This window comes from Kitasatospora sp. NPDC096204, from assembly GCF_044763205.1.
In the GTDB taxonomy this organism is placed as follows: Bacteria; Actinomycetota; Actinomycetes; order Streptomycetales; family Streptomycetaceae; genus Kitasatospora.
The window spans coordinates 1-16,154 of record NZ_JBIWFT010000058.1; the positions used below are offsets into that span (position 1 = coordinate 1).

General features: G+C 70.9%; 22 protein-coding genes and 1 pseudogene. 12 read left to right on the plus strand and 11 right to left on the minus strand.

The features are described from left to right. Both ACIQ87_RS37585 and ACIQ87_RS37590 read left to right on the plus strand, forming a co-directional pair. A partial coding sequence (locus tag ACIQ87_RS37585; protein WP_402416184.1) for a trypsin-like serine protease occupies positions 1–1,589 on the plus strand: 1,589 nt, incomplete at its 5' end. 70 nt (positions 1,590–1,659) lie between these two features. After that, positions 1,660–1,839: a hypothetical protein gene (locus ACIQ87_RS37590; protein WP_402416298.1), complete on the plus strand. Its 180-nt coding sequence runs from the start codon at positions 1,660–1,662 to the stop codon at positions 1,837–1,839. 112 nt (positions 1,840–1,951) lie between these two features. On the opposite strand, the gene ACIQ87_RS37595 is transcribed toward ACIQ87_RS37590, so the two are convergent. After that, a complete protein-coding gene (locus ACIQ87_RS37595) occupies positions 1,952–2,365 on the minus strand; it encodes an ATP-binding protein (protein ID WP_402416187.1) in 414 nt (137 codons plus the stop codon). Between the two features lie 213 nt (positions 2,366–2,578). Further along, a complete protein-coding gene (locus ACIQ87_RS37600) occupies positions 2,579–2,926 on the minus strand; it encodes a PRC-barrel domain containing protein (protein WP_402416189.1) in 348 nt (115 codons plus the stop codon). Positions 2,927–3,190: 264 nt separating this feature from the next. Here ACIQ87_RS37600 and ACIQ87_RS37605 point away from each other — a divergent pair, with 264 nt between their 5' ends. The 3 genes and pseudogenes from ACIQ87_RS37605 to ACIQ87_RS37615 form a co-directional block, all read left to right on the plus strand. Next, positions 3,191–3,673, plus strand: a complete 483-nt coding sequence (locus ACIQ87_RS37605; RefSeq protein WP_402416192.1) for a hypothetical protein — start codon at positions 3,191–3,193, stop codon at positions 3,671–3,673. 29 nt (positions 3,674–3,702) lie between these two features. Beyond that, the gene (locus tag ACIQ87_RS37610; RefSeq protein WP_402416195.1) at positions 3,703–4,248 is read left to right on the plus strand and encodes a hypothetical protein; all 546 of its coding nucleotides are present in this window, start codon (positions 3,703–3,705) and stop codon (positions 4,246–4,248) included. A 188-nt stretch (positions 4,249–4,436) separates the two neighbouring features. Next, a pseudogene (locus ACIQ87_RS37615) lies at positions 4,437–4,670 on the plus strand (transposase); the annotation flags it as partial. Positions 4,671–4,995: 325 nt separating this feature from the next. Here ACIQ87_RS37615 and ACIQ87_RS37620 read toward each other — a convergent pair. Then, positions 4,996–5,469 (minus strand): hypothetical protein, encoded by a 474-nt coding sequence (locus ACIQ87_RS37620; RefSeq protein WP_402416198.1) that lies wholly within the window; start codon positions 5,467–5,469, stop codon positions 4,996–4,998. A gap of 435 nt (positions 5,470–5,904) precedes the next feature. Between ACIQ87_RS37620 and ACIQ87_RS37625 the strand changes: the two genes are divergently transcribed. After that, positions 5,905–6,450 (plus strand): HD domain-containing protein, encoded by a 546-nt coding sequence (locus ACIQ87_RS37625; RefSeq protein WP_402416201.1) that lies wholly within the window; start codon positions 5,905–5,907, stop codon positions 6,448–6,450. A gap of 4 nt (positions 6,451–6,454) precedes the next feature. On the opposite strand, the gene ACIQ87_RS37630 is transcribed toward ACIQ87_RS37625, so the two are convergent. Together ACIQ87_RS37630 and ACIQ87_RS37635 are read right to left on the minus strand one after the other, a co-directional pair. Then, the gene (locus tag ACIQ87_RS37630; RefSeq protein WP_402416203.1) at positions 6,455–6,925 is read right to left on the minus strand and encodes an NUDIX hydrolase; all 471 of its coding nucleotides are present in this window, start codon (positions 6,923–6,925) and stop codon (positions 6,455–6,457) included. Beyond that, complete coding sequence (locus ACIQ87_RS37635; protein WP_402416206.1) at positions 6,922–7,677, minus strand: helix-turn-helix domain-containing protein; 756 nt, start codon at positions 7,675–7,677, stop codon at positions 6,922–6,924. The genes ACIQ87_RS37630 and ACIQ87_RS37635 overlap by 4 nt, the downstream gene beginning before the upstream one ends. A 181-nt stretch (positions 7,678–7,858) precedes the next feature. Between ACIQ87_RS37635 and ACIQ87_RS37640 the strand changes: the two genes are divergently transcribed. Genes ACIQ87_RS37640 through ACIQ87_RS37660 form a run of 5 tightly spaced genes read left to right on the plus strand, consistent with a single transcriptional unit; the run spans position 7,859 to position 11,190 of the window. Further along, complete coding sequence (locus ACIQ87_RS37640) at positions 7,859–8,011, plus strand: hypothetical protein (RefSeq protein ID WP_402416209.1); 153 nt, start codon at positions 7,859–7,861, stop codon at positions 8,009–8,011. A gap of 8 nt (positions 8,012–8,019) precedes the next feature. After that, positions 8,020–9,456: a glutamate ligase domain-containing protein gene (locus tag ACIQ87_RS37645; RefSeq protein ID WP_402416212.1), complete on the plus strand. Its 1,437-nt coding sequence runs from the start codon at positions 8,020–8,022 to the stop codon at positions 9,454–9,456. A 50-nt stretch (positions 9,457–9,506) separates the two neighbouring features. Beyond that, the gene (locus ACIQ87_RS37650; RefSeq protein ID WP_402416215.1) at positions 9,507–9,719 is read left to right on the plus strand and encodes a hypothetical protein; all 213 of its coding nucleotides are present in this window, start codon (positions 9,507–9,509) and stop codon (positions 9,717–9,719) included. Then, entirely contained in the window at positions 9,716–9,955 is a 240-nt protein-coding gene (locus ACIQ87_RS37655; RefSeq protein WP_402416217.1) for a hypothetical protein, read from the plus strand. The genes ACIQ87_RS37650 and ACIQ87_RS37655 overlap by 4 nt, the downstream gene beginning before the upstream one ends. A gap of 32 nt (positions 9,956–9,987) precedes the next feature. Next, positions 9,988–11,190, plus strand: a complete 1,203-nt coding sequence (locus tag ACIQ87_RS37660) for a hypothetical protein (RefSeq protein ID WP_402416220.1) — start codon at positions 9,988–9,990, stop codon at positions 11,188–11,190. Between the two features lie 234 nt (positions 11,191–11,424). On the opposite strand, the gene ACIQ87_RS37665 is transcribed toward ACIQ87_RS37660, so the two are convergent. The 6 genes from ACIQ87_RS37665 to ACIQ87_RS37690 form a co-directional block, all read right to left on the minus strand. Then, positions 11,425–12,576, minus strand: a complete 1,152-nt coding sequence (locus ACIQ87_RS37665; protein WP_402416223.1) for a ParB/RepB/Spo0J family partition protein — start codon at positions 12,574–12,576, stop codon at positions 11,425–11,427. Next, positions 12,576–13,214: a ParA family protein gene (locus ACIQ87_RS37670; protein ID WP_359902473.1), complete on the minus strand. Its 639-nt coding sequence runs from the start codon at positions 13,212–13,214 to the stop codon at positions 12,576–12,578. The genes ACIQ87_RS37665 and ACIQ87_RS37670 overlap by 1 nt, the downstream gene beginning before the upstream one ends. 309 nt (positions 13,215–13,523) lie before the next feature. Beyond that, on the minus strand, positions 13,524–13,736 hold the full coding sequence (locus ACIQ87_RS37675; RefSeq protein ID WP_402416226.1) for a hypothetical protein: 213 nt from the start codon (positions 13,734–13,736) through the stop codon (positions 13,524–13,526). 141 nt (positions 13,737–13,877) lie between these two features. Beyond that, the gene (locus tag ACIQ87_RS37680) at positions 13,878–14,183 is read right to left on the minus strand and encodes a 5-fold beta-flower protein (RefSeq protein ID WP_402416229.1); all 306 of its coding nucleotides are present in this window, start codon (positions 14,181–14,183) and stop codon (positions 13,878–13,880) included. 164 nt (positions 14,184–14,347) lie between these two features. Then, positions 14,348–14,572 (minus strand): hypothetical protein, encoded by a 225-nt coding sequence (locus ACIQ87_RS37685; protein ID WP_402416232.1) that lies wholly within the window; start codon positions 14,570–14,572, stop codon positions 14,348–14,350. Further along, positions 14,569–15,459, minus strand: coding sequence for a hypothetical protein (locus ACIQ87_RS37690; RefSeq protein ID WP_402416235.1), 891 nt, complete (start codon positions 15,457–15,459; stop codon positions 14,569–14,571). The genes ACIQ87_RS37685 and ACIQ87_RS37690 overlap by 4 nt, the downstream gene beginning before the upstream one ends. A 236-nt stretch (positions 15,460–15,695) precedes the next feature. Here ACIQ87_RS37690 and ACIQ87_RS37695 point away from each other — a divergent pair, with 236 nt between their 5' ends. Continuing rightward, entirely contained in the window at positions 15,696–16,139 is a 444-nt protein-coding gene (locus tag ACIQ87_RS37695; RefSeq protein ID WP_402416238.1) for a hypothetical protein, read from the plus strand. Positions 16,140–16,154 lie beyond the last annotated feature (15 nt).

Genomic DNA, 16,154 nt, shown 5'->3' on the forward strand with positions numbered 1-16,154 from the left:
CCGCGACCGCCGGCACGCTGAGCACCTTCTCCCCGGCCGGAGCCGTGGTCGGCGATGCGGCCGCCGACGGCTCCTACGCCTTCACCGCGCGCCTGACGATCGGCGACAACCTGCGGGCCTGCACCGGCGCGCTGGTGGACCGCTTCTGGGTGCTCACCGCCGCCTCCTGCTTCGCCGACGACCCGGCGCAGCCGCAGGCGCTGGCGGCGGGCGCGCCGAAGTGGAAGACCACCGTGACCGTCGGCGGGAAGTCGGCGGAGGTCTCCGGGCTGGTTCCGCGCACCGACCGTGACCTGGTGATGGCCCGTCTGGCCACGCCCGTCGACGGTGTCGCCACGCTGCCGGTCGCCACCGCTGCGCCGGTCGCCGGGCAGACGCTGCGGGTGCCCGCGTACGGGCGGACCAAGGACGAGTGGGTGCCGAACAAGCTCCACACCGGCACCTTCTCCCTCGACACCGTGACCACCACCGGCGTCGGCACCACCGGCACCGGCGGTGCGGCGATCTGCAAGGGCGACACCGGCGCCCCGGCCGTCCGTGAGGTCAACGGCAAGGCCGAGCTGGTCGCCGTCGCCTCCCGCTCCTGGCAGGGCGGCTGCCTCGGCGTGCCCGCCAGCGAGACCCGCACCGGCGCCGTCAACTCCCGTACCGACGACGTCGCCGGCTGGGTGCAGCAGGTCCGCGCGACGGCCGTGGGCTGGAAGACCCAGGCCCTGGTGCGCAGTGACGCGAACCTGTTCTTCGCGTCCCGGCTGTACGACGGGTCGTGGACCCCGTACGAGGATGTCCAGGCCGTGGCCGGGAACATCGGCGGTGTGCGCGCCGTTTCCACGGCCGGCATCAACGCCGACACCCATGTCATCGCGCTCGGCGGTGATGGGCACCTGCACTACGCCGTGCACAACCTCGACGGCGGCTGGGGGCAGAAGTTCGTCGACATCAACACCACGGTCTCGGACCTCGGCAACATCACCCAGGTCAGCATCGCGCCTATGGGCGGCGACCTGCACGTCGTGGTGGTCGCGGACGGTATCCTGTTCCACGCCGTGCGTTTCGCGAACGGCCAGTGGACCAGGTTCAACGTGGTCACCGACGCCACCGGGCCGCTGAACGGCATCACCTCCATCTCCGCGGCCGGTGCCGCTGGCGGTGACCTGCACATCGCCGCCGTGTCGGGCGGGAAGATCTACCACACCCGTCGCCTTGCCACTGGGAGCTGGGGTGCCTGGGGGTCGGTCGCCGACGCCGCCGGTGCCACCGCGCCGGTGACCGCCGCCACTATCGTCCGCCAGGGCAACGACCTCAACCTCGCCCTCATCGCGAGCGACGGCCAGTACCACACCATGCGTTATGCCAGCGGGAGTTGGCAGCCCGTCGCCTCTCTCGGCGGGGTGGTCGGGAACGTCACCGGCACCAGCATCAGCTCCGCCCCGGTCGACACCGACGCCCAGTTCGCCATCGCCACCGACGACAACAAGGTCCTCCTCACCGCCCGCCACGCCGACGGCACCTGGACTGCCCCTGAGACCCTCAACCTCACCTCGATCCCCGGGAACCACACCGGAACCGTGATCACCAGCTCCCTCTGATCACCGCACCACCAGGGATCCGGCGGGGAGGCATCGCACCTCCCCGCCGGCACGCGGACGTCGCGTACAGCTGGGCGCCCACAGCCTCGGTCCGCAGGCGTCCGCCCTGATCCAGCCCCTGGTCACCGCCATGAGCCTCGGCATCAACGTCCCTACCCTGGCCCGGAGCCCGTACTGGATCCACCCCTCCCTGACCGAGGTCGTCGCCAACGCCCTGCTCAACCTCGACCGGGCGCGGACCTCGCCCTGAGCGCCGTACCGGCCAAAACGCTGCGCGTGCTCGCCGTCGTCGGTCTCGACCTTCACCATCCACGCGGACAGCACCGGCGGCAGCTGAGCGGGCCGCCACCAGGCCGGCCCGCTCAATGGGACGGCCCCACGCCCGGCGGGTGGAAACAGGCGGTGACCGTCTTGCCGTTCTTCTGCCGGCGGGTGTGCCAGTGGTCGGCGAGCGCGTTAACCAGCTTCAGGCCCCGCCCGCCGACGGCGTCGGGGGCAGCCGATCGCTGACGGGGGAGCTGAGGGCTGTGGTCGTGGAGGCTCAGGTGCAGACAGCGTCCGTCCCACGTCAGCACCAGCTCCGCGTCACTGCCGGCGTGGACGTGGGCGTTGGTGGTCAGTTCGGACACGGCCAGCACCACCGCGTCCGCGACCGCCGGCGCGTCCCTGTTCCAGCCCAGGGCCTCCAGATGCGTCCGCGCCCACTCCCGGCCGGCCCGTACGCCCGCGCCGAGCGGAAGGCGTCGGGCCCACCCCACTCCGTGGATCCTGGCCATGCAGACCTCCCTCCAACCTTCGGATGCCTTCGAGAACCTCCGGATACGTGCGTCCAGCGCCTGCCCGCGGCCGGTGACCGCATGCGACGTACCTCACGGGGCCGTTGGCCGGCGCCCGGTCAGGCACACGGGCGTTCCCGCCAATCGGCCGGGAGCGCCGCAGGGCCCCGACCACCAGGTCGGGGCCCTGCGGGGTGCGCCGGTGAGAGGCGATCAGAAGACCCCGCCGTAGTACCCGCCGATCGCCCGGTGGTAGTCCGGGTCCGCGGTGTGCCGGTCCTTGTGGAACTCGGGTGAGTTCTTCACCTCGTCCTTCGTCCGGTTCACCCACACCGTCCGCTCGGTGGTGTCCACGCGCCGGATGGTGCCGGCGGGCAGCAGCACTTCACGGCCGAAGATCCACGGGCCGGTGTCGACCACGATGTGCGCGGAGTCCACGTCCTCGGTGTGTCGGTCGACCTTGCCGATGTGACCGTCCTCGGCCTCGACCCGGTAACCCGTCAGGTCGGTGCCCGGGGCGTAACCCTCGGCGTTGCCGTAGTCCCACAGTCCACTGGCCACAACTGCCTCCTCGTCGAACGGAGTTCCCGTCTTCCTGGTGCGGCTGCCGGTTTCCCCCGCCCCGGCGGAACATTCCCTATAACCCGCACTTTCCGTCGGGGACGGGGCGGACGGCTCGGGGGAGGGGTGGTGGCCGTGTCCGCTCCGCCTGCGCGGAGGCGGCCGCACCAACCAGCGATCGACCCCATGTCCGTTGGAATGGCTCCCGGGGAAAACGGTTGCGGCTCATGCTGCTCCGGCCTGCGGTAGAGCTGGGCGAGTCGGGTGCAGCAGGGTGGCTCCGGCCTGGGTGGCGCGGGCGGCAGCGAGCGCGGCCTGGTGCCGTTCCCACTGCTGGCGGGCGTGCTCAGCAGCGTCGGTGGCCGGGGTGTCCTCGACCGGGCGGCGGCGGTGGGCCTCCTCGGGCTCGCACAGCCGGTTGTAGTGCTGGCGCAGGATCGCTTCCCGTTCGGCGGCGGCCTCGTCGACCGCGACAAGCCGAATGAGAACCGCAAGGTCGCGATAACCACGTGCCGCGGCATCCGGGGTGACTACGCGAACTCGGCGCTGCAGTGTGACGAGTACCCGTTCTCGTCCACGTACGAAGGCGCGAACCGGAAAGACAGCGCAGGCAAGCTCGTGAACCGGTACTCCGCCCGCCTGATAGACGGAAAGGACAACGGAGACGGGGGGAACTTGATCAAGCATGTCCTCACCGTGAACCGGATCTTGGACAGCGACCCGTTCTACGTCACGATCGTCCCGTAAGCCGTACTCACCCAGGCCGGAGGACACCAGTGCCGATCCTTTTCGAATTCCGCGCCGAAGCCAGGCCCGACCACGGTCTCATCGAGGTGTACGACTCCGACTCATACCTCACCGACTCGGAAGCCGCCAGGCAGACCCAGGACACGGTGGTGGCGGGTACCGGCACCCAGATCTATCTCCGCAGCCTCCAGGGCATCGCGCCTGCCGAGGTCCTGGTACGGGTCTGGGACGGCCCCGCGCCGGCCGACAGTAGCTGGATCGCCGAGGGGGAACGCCCGGCAGTACTCGACAGCGCCACGGGCGAAGTGGTCATCCGTGCCTTCGCCCCGGACATCGCCGGTCACTTCCAACTACCCCGCCCAGGAATCTACGAAGGCCGGGCGTCGTGGAAGGGTCGACACGAGGCCGCCGCGCAGGAGACGAGCCTCCACGCCGAACTCCGCACGACGCAACAGCATTCACAGGCTGACACCGACGCGGTCTGGGCAGCCCACCAGAAGGTCCTGGAGACCTATCGGATCGACCTGTGGTGGACCGCCGAGTCCGAGGACGACGACGAGGACGAGGACGAATAGACATGACCTGGTGTGGCACCTCCACCGCCCCGGCAAAGGTGCTACACCCTGTGGACGGATCGACTCACGAACAGCCCCAGGTCGTTCAGGAGCGCCCGTCACAGGCCTGCCTTACTGATCGTGATCGTTTCAGAATGAGCTGAGCCACGGCCTTTGCGCGCGGCGATCTTGGTAGGCAGGGTGTCCAGGTGAACGCTGATCTTGTTCCGGATGACCTGTGGGAGCGGGTCGCTCCACTCCTGCCGCCCACTCCCGAACGCCGCCGCCTCTACCCGGGTCGGCTGCGTGTTCCGGACCGGGCGGCCCTCGCGGGCATCGTGTACGTGCTGCGGACCGGTGTGGCCCGGCGCGATGTTCCGGCCGATACCGTGGGCTGCTCCGGGGTGACGGCCTGGCGTCGGCTGCGGGACTGGACCTACGCGAACGCGTGCTGCTGGCGTGACCGCACGGAGCGAGACGCACCCAGGGGCCGGGATCCAGCGGGGCCTACTCAGGACGCCGATCGCGCGCCACGCGTGCGGCTACCGCCTGCACCGCCTCTTACTCCTGCTGGTTCGGCCCGCAACGGGACCTCGGGCGCCCCGGCGGCGCCTGTTGAAGCGACCGGCCGAGTCTCCCACACCCGCTTTCGGCAGGACCAGACCGATCAGAACACTGCCATCGCATTCACTCCATCATGGTGACTTGCCGTCACCAAACCACGGAATCTCTTCCGTGGGACTTCACGATGAGTGACTGGTTGATGGGTCAGATCCGATTTCTCGGGTGCTGTGCATTCCAGGCGCGGATGATGGCTGCTCGCTGGTCGTCGAGAGTTACGGCGTCTTCGGGTGATGCCGGGGCGAAGATGTCGACGGTCTCAGGGGCCTCGCCCCGAGCGTCCGGGAAGCGGACGTACGCCTGCCGCCCATTGGTGAACTGGCGCAACTGTCCTGACGGGTGAACGTCGGGACGGGCTCCCTGGCAGCAGAGCAGGCGGCCGTCTTGTTCCAGCTGTCGTCGAGCCTGGGTGAGACAGTCGAGGTAGTCGGTCCCATTGATCTGGGTGAGCGACTCGCCGTCAAGGAGCGCGATCAGGGCGGTGGAGGGCTGGCCGACGTAGATGGTCACAGACTCAACCAGTCCATCGGAGTCCACGGTCTGAAGTCCGAACTCTTCCGTCCACTGCGGCCGGGGAACGTTGCTATCAGAGCTTCTGTCCTGCTCAAACCGGCTGTTCATGTCGACCATGATCGCCGCAGGAAGCAAGCTCGGAAAGTGCTTACACAGCCGACAGGACACGCGTGCGGAGGAACACCGTTGGAAGGCGACGGTCTCGCGGCGGGTGATCTCGTCCTCGCAGAGGACCTGGAGAAAGTCCGGGTGCCCGAACTCGCCGCCCGTGGGCCTGGGCCGGGCGGGTGTCGAGGGTCTCCAGCACGCCGGAGAGGCGAAGCGCCTTCAACGAGTCGCGCGGGGCGCTGTCCACCACACTCATCGCACGGCCTCCTCGGCGGCCTCGTGGCCCTGGCCATCGCGGAGTTCGTCCGCAGTCCGGCTGGGGATGGCGGGGGCGAACAGGCCCTCGGGGCCGTGGAGGAAGGCCGGCCCCTCCGTCGTCGGCCTCTTCGCACCATCGGTCCCTGATCGGCATGCGTCGTCGCCTAGCCTTGAGCGATGAAGCTGCCCCTCGCGTACCGGACCGCCGAGTCGCTGCTCGCGGGCGTCCCCCTGCGCTGGGCGCACTCCTGTCGGGTCCTGGAGCAGGCCCGGCTCCTCGCTCCGGTCCTCGGTGCCGACGGGGAGCTGGTGTGCGTCGCCGCGGTGCTTCACGACGTCGGGTACGCGACGTGTTCGGTCGACACAGGCCAGCACATGATCGACGGCGCCCGGTACCTGCGTCGGATCGGCGTCGGTGACGAGGTCTGTTCGCTGGTCGCCTACCACTCCTCGTCGGAGTGGGAGGCGACCGAGTTGGGCTTGTCGGCCGCGCTCGCGGAGTTCCGCCGGCCGCCGTCGGACCTGCTGGACGCGATCACGTACTGCGACCTCACCAGCGGCCCCGACGGCGCCGTGGTGGACCCGGTGTCCCGGCTCGACGAGGTGCTCCGCCGGTACGGCGCCGGCCACGTCGTCCACCGCGCCGTCTCCGCCGCCCGCCCGGCGCTGCTCGACATGGTCGACCGGGTCGCGAAGCGGCTGGCCGGCTCCGACGGCTCTTGAGCGCTCAACCGAGGTGCGGGGTCTGCTCGTTCCGGAAGCCGTGGTCGAGGCGGAGCCTGGTCGTCGGGGCGATGTCGAGCCCGTCCAGGTCCTCCCGCGGCACCCAGCGGACCTCGAAGGACTCGGAACTGGCGGCGAGCCAGCCGCCCACCGGCCTCGCGCGGAAGCACAGGGAGAACTCCTGGCGCACCTCCCCGTCGGAGAACTCGATCACGTGGCCGGGATCACTGTACGTGCCGACGAGGCCGGTGACCTCGACCTCGATGCCGGTCTCCTCCCGCACCTCCCGCACGACGGCCCCCGGAAGGTCCTCACCGATCTCCAGGACCCCGCCCGGCATGCCCCAGCGGCCGTTGTCGGAGCGCCGCTCCAGCAGGAGTTCGCCGCGCCCGTTCACCACGAACGCGGTGACGGCGGGCACGATCCGCTGCGCCCGCGGGGCGTTCGGGTCGTCGAAGTAGTCGGTACGGCTCATGGTGCCTGCCTCGGTAGCGGAAGCGGTACGGCACCGGACCAGACCTTCTCGAAGCTCTCCTGGTAGGTCGAGACCAGCCGGGCGCCATGGACGCGGCGCAGGTGGAGCACCGGGGTGAGCGGTGCGCTCACGCCGTAGATCTGGGTGTTGACCAGCATCTCGTCGTCGAACCGGTACAGGGAGTTGTGCAGCGTGGACCGGTGTACCCGGAACTCGATGCCGGGTGTGCCGTGGAGCGGACGGTAGAGCTTGATGACCTCGCGCACCTTGTACGCGACGCCTTCGCCGAGCTCCTCCTCCTCGCCCCGCCGCGCGATCTCCGGGCTCTCCGGGTCACCGAGCAGCATCCGGACCCTTACCCCCGCCCGTGCCTGTTCGGTCAGCGCCCGGTGCCACCGCGGGTTCTGGGCCAGGTGGACGCCGGCGTGGACCAGGATCCCGATGTCGCTCGCGGCCCGCTCGGCGAACTGCACCCACGACTCCGGTGGCACGGAGGAGCGATGGGGGTAGACGTGGACGATCTCGGCGTCGGCCTCGTCCAGCCGCCGGGTCTCGGACTTCGCGTCCGGCCAGAGGTAGTCCTCGTCGATCTGCAGCTTGGCCGCGGCTGCCTGGCGGTGTCGCCGGTACGGTTCGCGGTTCCTGAGGATCCAGCGTTCCACCGTCTTGGCGTCGACACCGCAGTGCTCCGCCAGCTCCTGCTCGGTCACCCCTCGGACGACCAGCGCCGACCGGAGGCGTTCGTTCGCCATGGTGCTCCCGATGAGGGACGTCTTGGGACGTGCTGAGGCCTCAGGACGATACCGAGGACGTCCCAGGACGTCCAGCTCGGCTCTGATCACGTCCCCTTCCTCGGAGGCATCCTGAGTCCCCGCCGGTTCGGATACCGCATCGGTCGGCTCGAACTCACCCGCTCATCTGCGGAGACCTGCCATGAACCCGAGTGTTCCCAGCACCATCGCCGGCACCCCGGTCGACACCGCCGGCGTCCCGGCCGCCGTCCACGTCAGCTCCGGGGGACTCGCCCTCGGGGTCTCCCCGGGTGCGGACCGCGGCGAAGCGGACCGCCGGGCGGCCGCGGCATGACCGCGGCCATGCCCGTGAAGGGCGCCGGGAGGCCCCTGCCGCTGCCCGGACTCCTGTCCGCCATCCACATCCCCGACCCCCACAGCCCCGGCATGGCCGGCCTGGCCTCCTACCTGGCCCGGCGCCACGCTCGGGTGACGGTCTCGTCGGCGCCCCTCGATGCCCGCCCCGACCTGCGCCGAAAGCTCGAACGGTGCGGTGTCCACCTGCAGGCGACCACCCCCGGGGGGATCCCGCTGATCTGGGGCGGGGACAACACCGCGATCCAGGACATCCTCGACCACGCCGTCGGCCGGGGCCTTCCCGTACTGGGCTACGACCGGGCCGTCGAGCTGCTGGCCGGGACGGCTCCGGTCACGGTCGCCGTCGCGGGCAGCCATTCGACCACCATGGCGGCTGCCGCGCTCACCTGCGCGCTCGCCCGCCGTGACCCCGGGTGGATCCTCGCCGAGGCCCCGAAAGGGGACTCCGTCGGCTACGACGGCGACGGGGAGGTCCTGGTCGCGGACCTCTGTCCGGACAGCTCCGGTCATGAGACGTCGCCGCCCGGTTGGCGTTTCCGCACCCTCGGTGAAGGGCTGCGTCCGACCGTCACACTGATCACCGCCGCGGACGCGGCACCGCCGTGCTGGTGGAACCATCCGGAGGCGCTGGACCGGATGGAGGCCCTCGCCCGGCGGAGCGAGACGGTGGTGGTGTGGGCCGCCCAGCCGGGCTGCCAGGAACTGGCGGACCGACTGCGCAGGCACCGCCCGGGTCCCAGGGTGGTGACCGTCGGCCGCGGCACCGACACGGACGTGCAGGTCCTCCGGACGTTCTGGACCGGAGAGGACCACCGCGTCACCGTCCAGGCCGACGGCGAGCGTCACACGTTCACCGTGCCGGTCCCCGGGACGAACAACGCCATGGCCGTGGCAGCCGCGTGGGCCGCGGGCTGGGCCCTCGGTGTTCCCGGCACCGAACTCGCCGACGGGCTCGGCGCGTTCGCGGGCGTCGAACGGTCGCTGACCCGGCTCGGCTCGGCCGGCGGCATCGACGTCGTGGAGTCCAGGGCCGTGCACCCGGGGGAGATCGCCGCCGACCTCCAGGGCGCCCGGATGCTCACCGAAGGCGCGGTGGTGGCCGTGTACGAGCCCTCCGGGCACCTGCGGTCGAACGCCCTCGCCGGTCCGATCGCCGACGCCCTGAGCGCCGCAGACCGGACCGTACTGCTGCCCGTCCACTCGACGTTCCCCCGGCACCGGAACCGGGCCGACGGCGGCGAAGCCATCCTCAACGCCGGTTCCACCGACACGGTGATCCGGCACGAGCCCGGCCTGCACCAAGCGGGCGCCGACGCCCTCGTCGCCTCCCTCGTCCAGCGGGGCGACCTGATCCTGACCATCGGTTCCCACCTGGCCCGGCAGATCGGGCCCTCGCTGCTGGCCGTGCTGGATCAGCCGTAGCCGCCGACCCGGCAGCGCTCCTTCCGCCCCGCTCCTCCTGGAGATCCGCCATGTCCGTGTCCCTTCCCGGCAAACCCGCCCTGTCCGAGGCCGACGTCGTCCCCCTGCAGCAGGTGGCCCGCGGTGCCCTGTACGGGGCGACCAGCCGCGCCACCGGAAGCGGGGAGGCCAAGGTCGGCGTGGCCGTCCACGCCCCGGCGGCCAGGGTCGGTGCGAAGCCGCGTTCCACGCTCCCGCACCGGGCGCGGGCTGGGAGCCGGTGAGCGACGTGCACGCGGTGAACGCCACCGGCAGGCCGCTGCCGGAGCGGCACGTCGCGGTGATGGACAGGGTCGGTCTCGGGCTGACGGACGCGGCGATCGGCGCCGCACTGAACCTGACGTTCGACACCGTCAAGAGCCACCTGCACCAGGCGTACGACCGCTTGGGACGGCGAACCGGGTCCAGGCCTTCGCCCGGGCATGGCAGTCCGGCCTGCTCACCCGTTCCGCCCCGGTGAGCGCTCCGCCACCCCTTACCGACGAACAGACGTTGATCCTCCGGATCTGGGCGGCGGGCGGGACCCGCCCCGACGTCGCCCGCGCACTCGAGGTCCGGGAACGTGCGGCGGAGCTCTACGAGGACGCCGTGCTGGACGCCTTCCGCACGCGCAAGCGCGTCGTCGCCGTCCGCCAAGCGCTGGAGCACCAGCTGATCGATCCGGCCCGGGACACCCTGGCCGACCTCACCACACCCATGGCGGCCGATTCGGGTCAGGGCCGCACCGGGCACCACCGGACGACGGGAGGCGGTGGTGCCTCCGGCCCCGTCGCCGCCGCGCCGACGGAGCCCGACCACCGCTCCGCCCCGCTGGAGCACGCCGTCGCGCTGCTGCGATCCGCGCGCGGTCTGGCCGTGCACCTCGGCGCGCTGGACTGCCTCCCGGACGTGCCCTCGCTGAAGCAGGTTCTGGCCGGAACCGCGCCCCGCGGTGCGACGCCGGCCGCCGTACGGCTGGTGCACCAGGTGCTGGCCCTCGGCGCCCCGTGCGCACTGGTCCTCCCGGCGGCCGCGGTCGATCCGGGACGTGCCGTCGAGACGGTCGGTCTGGGAGCGGCCTGGTCGTGCGCCGTGCGCCAGAGCGTGTACGACGGCACCGCCGCCTACGTGGAAGCCGCCCACCGCCTCGGAGTGCCGGCCGAGGACGTGCTGGCCGTCTGCACCGCCGACCAGGCGCCTGTGGCGGCGGCAGCCGGGGTCCGCAGGGTCCTGACGACCACGAGCATCGCGCTGAGGGCGGAGCAACGGCGTGCTCCCCGGCCCGAGTTGAACACGCTGGAGCGTCGGATCGCCGAGTTGGCCGCTAAGGGGCTGAGCATCCCCGAGATCGGCGTCCGGGTCCACACCGGTGAGCACCTGGTCCGGACCCGTCTGGCCGACCTCCGCCGACGCGCCGCTGCCGTCGACGACGCCCACCTGGTCGCGCGCCTGATCGCGGCCGAGCTGATCGACACCGGACGGCTGCGACGCGAACTGCCCGAGCACGTGCCCGAGCTGGACCAGGCGGGTCGGGCCGTGACCGTCCTCATCTGCACCGGCACGTCGAGCGAAGCCGGTGCCAACGGCATCGGGCTGACCCTGCCCACGGCCCGCGCGATCGAACAGCGGGTCGTCCGCGCACTCTCGTGGCGCGGCAGCCGCACCCACGCCGCAACCGTCGCCGTGCTCACCGGCATCGTCGCGCTGCCGCGGTGACCGTCTCCGGGCTCCTGCCCGACCCCGGCCGGACCGGTGGTGTCGACCAGGCGCGAGAACCGGCCGCATCGTCGCATCCGGACGGAGGTCGCGGACGGCGGGTTCGGCCCGATGGCGGGCTCGTCAGCGTGCGCGAGAGGAACCGGGTGCCGGGGCACCTGAGCGACTGGCCTTCCGCAAATACTCCCTGGTGTTCCCGCCCCGCTCAGAGCGGGGCGGGAACACCAGGACGCGTCAGCCGCCCGTCGTCAGCAGCCGGTTGGCCAGGGCGTCGGCGAGGCGGTAGGCCTCGTCGGCCGAGAGGGTGCGGCAGATGGCGTCTGCCAGTTCCTCGACGTTGTGCCAGTCGACGTCGCCGAGTTCCGGCCGCAGGACGGCCGACGGCTGCTCGTCCGACGGGGCCACGGCCCGCTGCTCCGGCATCGGGAGAGGCTCGGAATTTTCCGCGGAAAATCGGTCGGTGCTCTGAACAGGCTCAGCGCTCGCGACCGAGTTGCGGAGAGTGGGCTCCGGCCGGGGAGCGACGGGAACCGGCATCTCCACGGCTGTCGGCGCCACCTCCGCGGCCGGCTGAACCGCGGGCGCGACAGCGGGCTGCGGTGCGGGAGCCTCAGCCGGTGCCTTGGCGGCGGCCTTGGCCTCCAGCTTCGCTGCGCGCCTGGCGGCCACCGCGTCGGCGTCGGCCTGGAGCAGATGCTCCAGTTCCGCCGTCTGACCGGCCAGGGACATCGCCTCGATGCCCTTGACCGAACCGAGCCGGCGGGCGACGTTGATGGAGATGCCCTCCTCGCCGCGCGCCTTGGCCCGCACCTGGCGCTGCAGCTCGGGGTGGAGCTTCAGCAGGTTCTTGCGGTGCGAGATCCAGCTCTGGGACCAGCCCTCCGCCTCGGCCGCCTCCTTGGCGGTCGGGTACTGCGCCACGATGAGCAGGACCGCGTTGGCCTCCTCGATCGGGTCGAAGTCCTTGCGCGCCATGTTCTCGTCGAGCGCGGCCCGCAGCAGGGTCGCCTTGGACTCCGCCACCGAGTCGTCCACGACGACGAGCAGCTGCTCGCGCCCGTACAGCTCCGCGGCCGCCCGTCGGCGGTTGCCGTTGACGACGATGACGTCCTGCGGGCCCGCGCCCAGCGTCTGCCGGTCCTCCGGCCACAGCCGCAGGTAGGCGGCCGGGGTGACGGCGAGGCAGCTCTGCAGCTGGCGGTCCTTGATGCTCGCCAGGTCGGAGAGGTCGCCCAGCTCGTCGCGGGGGTTGCGCGGGTTGGGCAGGCAGCTGGCGGTGGGGATCCACTTGGCCACCGGGGCACTGTTGTTGGCGCTGTCCACGCCGGGGGCGTCGACGACCGGGTCGCCGGCCATCGAGGCGAAGGAAACGCGACGGCCTGCCATCAGCGGCCCCCGTAACCGAGCTCGAGGGACAGGCGGAAGAAGTCCTCGCGGGCCCGGTAGGCGGTACCGCTCTCCTTGTACTGGGTGACGACCGTTCCCTCGGCCACCGCACGCGAGTGGATCTTGTACCGGCGCAGGACGGTCTTGGCGCGGGGCCAGCCCTTCGCCGTGATGTACGCCTCGGTGTCCTCCAGGTCGGCGCGACCGTCCCGGGGGTCCCAGTTGTTGACGACGATCCGGAAGGGGATGTCCATCGGCTCGATGACCTTCTGGATGGTCCGGGCCGTCGGGTCGAAGCAGAGCGGCTCGGTGATCATCGGGACCAGGACGTCGTCCGCGATCTCCAGGGCTCGGCGCAGGATCTCCTCGTCGGCCAGGGTGCCCGGCGTGTCGATGAAGATGTGCTGGTACTCGTCCTTCTCACCGAGGACGTCGAAGGTGCACGCCGCGAGGTTGACCGTGGTGGTGGTCTTGCCCACGCCGCCCTTCTGGTTGGCGATGACGTGGATCTTCGCGCCGGTCTTCTTCAGGTGGATCAGCTGCTCGGCGTGGTCGTGTGCCGCCATGAAGTCGAAGGGCAGGTTGTCTCCCACCCGCTCGGCCCAGACGACGGCGGACCCCTGGGGGTCTGTGGACACGACAAGCACGGATGGCTTCATGATGTTCCGTTCTCTCCGTGGGCTTCCCGGGCGGACTGCCCGGTACTGCGGATGCCCGCCGCTCAAAGCCGTGGACGGCGGACGGGGAACAGCATTCCAGATGATCAGCCCGGAGCCTGACACGACCCGCGTGTCATGGAGCACAGAATGCGGGGCGATGGGGGCTTTTTCCCGGCAGGCTCCCAATTTTCAGCCTTCCCACCTGTGGTGATGTCCAGGTTCCGGAGGGGGGAACTAATGCACAGAGTCATTTACCTCGAGTTTGTGGCGCGGATGTTGAGCACTTTGTCAGGCCGCGTGGCCGTGGCAGGATGTCTGGCGTCGCTTTGCGAGCCACCCGTCGGGCCCCAGTGTGGCGTTGGCATCGCTCATCGCGCGGCTGGGCACCGCGTGTGGCCAGAGGAAGTCGCGCGTGGCCATCTCGAAGTTGGAGTGGGCGTGGCAGTTCGGGCACAGGCCCGGCTCGACCCGGTCGTACTTGTCGATCGTGAGCGTGGTCATCCGTCAGGGATAGCCGATCGCCCGTTCCCGACGCGAGCGGTTTATCGGACCGGCCGTCACCCACCCGGGCGGACCCCGGAAGAGGGAAGGATAATGATCAATCTCTTCCCTGCTGTTGCGGATGCTCGTGACTGCCTGGGGTCAGAGGAGTCGGGGGAGAAGGATCAGGATCCCGGCAGCGGCTGCTTCCTGTGCCTCGCCATCCTCCTCCACGGAGCCGAGGTACCGGTTGGCCGTGTCGTAGACGGCTCCACTCGACACGGAGCCGAGATACCGGTTGGCCGTGTCGTAGACGGCTCCGCCCGACACGGAGCCGAGATACCGGTTGGCCGTGTCGTAGACGGCTCCGCCCGACACGGAGCCGAGGTACCGGTTGGCCGTGTCGTAGACGGCTCCGCCCGACACGGAGCCGAGATACCGGCTCGCCGAGTCGTAGACAGCCCCCATGTGTGCCTCCTGCAGGGTTGGAAGTTGGTTGTTCGTCAGGCATAGCTGATTGCGGGTTCGGGGTGCGAGTGCTTGGGGTTCTGCCCGGCCTATGCTCAGGCGGCTCAAGAAAAAGGGAAGGATAATCCCCGTTATTCTTCCCTCCCCGCCGACATATCCGGCCGTCAGGTGTTCCGGCGCCGGAGAGCTCTGACGCCGAGGTCGTAGGCCATGGAGCCCAGGGCGAGGACGACGAGTGGCCACACCAGCGGGGAGCCAGCTGGCACGGTGCCGGTCAGCAGGGCGCCGGTGACCGAGCCGGTGCCGGCCATGGCGGTGCAGGTCGGCGCGGCGGGCACGCGCAGCACGAGGCCGCGCTCGGTCTGCGGGGCGGGTGGGCGGCGGCTCATCGGATCACCGCCTCGGCGGCGAGCGCGCGCTGGGTGTGACGGCCGCCGAGGCGCTTGAGCTTGCGGCGGACCCGGTCGCCGTAGGAGTCGGGCAGGCCGGCCTCCCGGGCGGCGTGGGCCCAGCTGTCCGAGCCGTCGGCCCAGTGATAGGCGGTGGCAGCCTCGTCGTCGGCAAGTAGGCGCAGCACCGCGGCCAGCCGGCTGTCCGTCAGCTCGTCCTTCAGCGCCTCCAGCTCGGGGGAGCGGTGGTCGGCGAGCAGGTCCGCCACAACCAGGCCGGTGCCGATCGGCTGGCTAAGCAGCGCAGTCCGTCGGCCGCGGGTCTTGCGCTCCCACAGCGGCTGCAGACGCCGGTGCTCGACGTGGGCGGCGTGGCGCAGCAGGTCCGCGATCTCGCCCCCACTGGTCCGGCCCCGGCCGAGGACCTCGACCCAGTCGCCGAGCAGGGCCATCTCCACTGCGTTCCGCCATCGCGCCGGGTCGGACAGGCCCAGCCACGCCCGGCTGAACTCATCGACCACAGCAGCGTCCCCGTCGATGGCCGCGCTTCGGGCTGCCAGCACGGCGCCGAGGACTTCCTCCATCAGCGGGGTGATCTCAAGCTCCCGGAGCAACCTCACTGCGGCCCGGAGGAACCTTACGAAAAATTCCACCTTGGACGTGCGCTCGGCGCTCGGCTTGTCCGGCTCGCTCAGGATCGCTCCGATCGCTGCTGCGCCGAACCGGTGCCTGGCAGCCCTGGCCCGGGTCGGATCCTCGCTATGGATGGGAATCAGCCACTCGCTGAAGTCCTTCGGAGCGGGGCGTCCCTTGACGAGCAGGTCCGCGAGCAGCGGCTCGCAGCGAGGGCACCACACACCGGGCTCGGGTTTGGGGATCGGGGTCATGCTCGGCTCCTTGTCGGTGTCCGGGTTCAGGGTCCTTCACTCCTGGGCCCGGGAGCGGACCGGTCCGGCAAAGAATCTTGGGCCGTTGGATGTGATGTACGTCACGCGTCAGGACCGTACTGTCGCCTCGTGTCCGCGGGTGTCTCCGGAACCTGCGGCGGGGGGCTGATGGTTTGTCTGTTATCACGGGTAAGCTTCGCCTTGCCCGCGATAATGCTCCTTATCGAGGGGAGAGAGTGACCCTGACGGACCCTCCGGCGCCGCGCTCCGCCGAGCTGGTCGTGCGCGAGCTCGACCACCAGGTGCTCGCCGACGTCTCCACGTGGACGGACGCCGACTACCGCCTGACCGACCGCACCCGGGCCAAGCTGCGCGCCGCGGTGCCGGCGAACACCCTGCGCGCGTACGAGCGGTGGTGGACCGCGGCGGCCGCCTGGTGCGTGGCCGAGGGCCGCATCGCGCTGCCGATGACCGCCGAGACGCTCACCGAGTGGGTGCGCACGCTGACCGACACCGTCTCCGCGCGCACCGGCCGGCCGCTGTCCGTCGCCTCGCTCGACCAGGCGGTGGCCGCGGTGCACGCCGAGGCCGTCTTCGACGGCATGCCCGGCGCCTGGTCCGCGACCACGGCGCCCAGCTCGCCGACGCCGGCCGCACCCGCCGCCAGTCCGCGATCGTGACGGCCGACCAGGCCC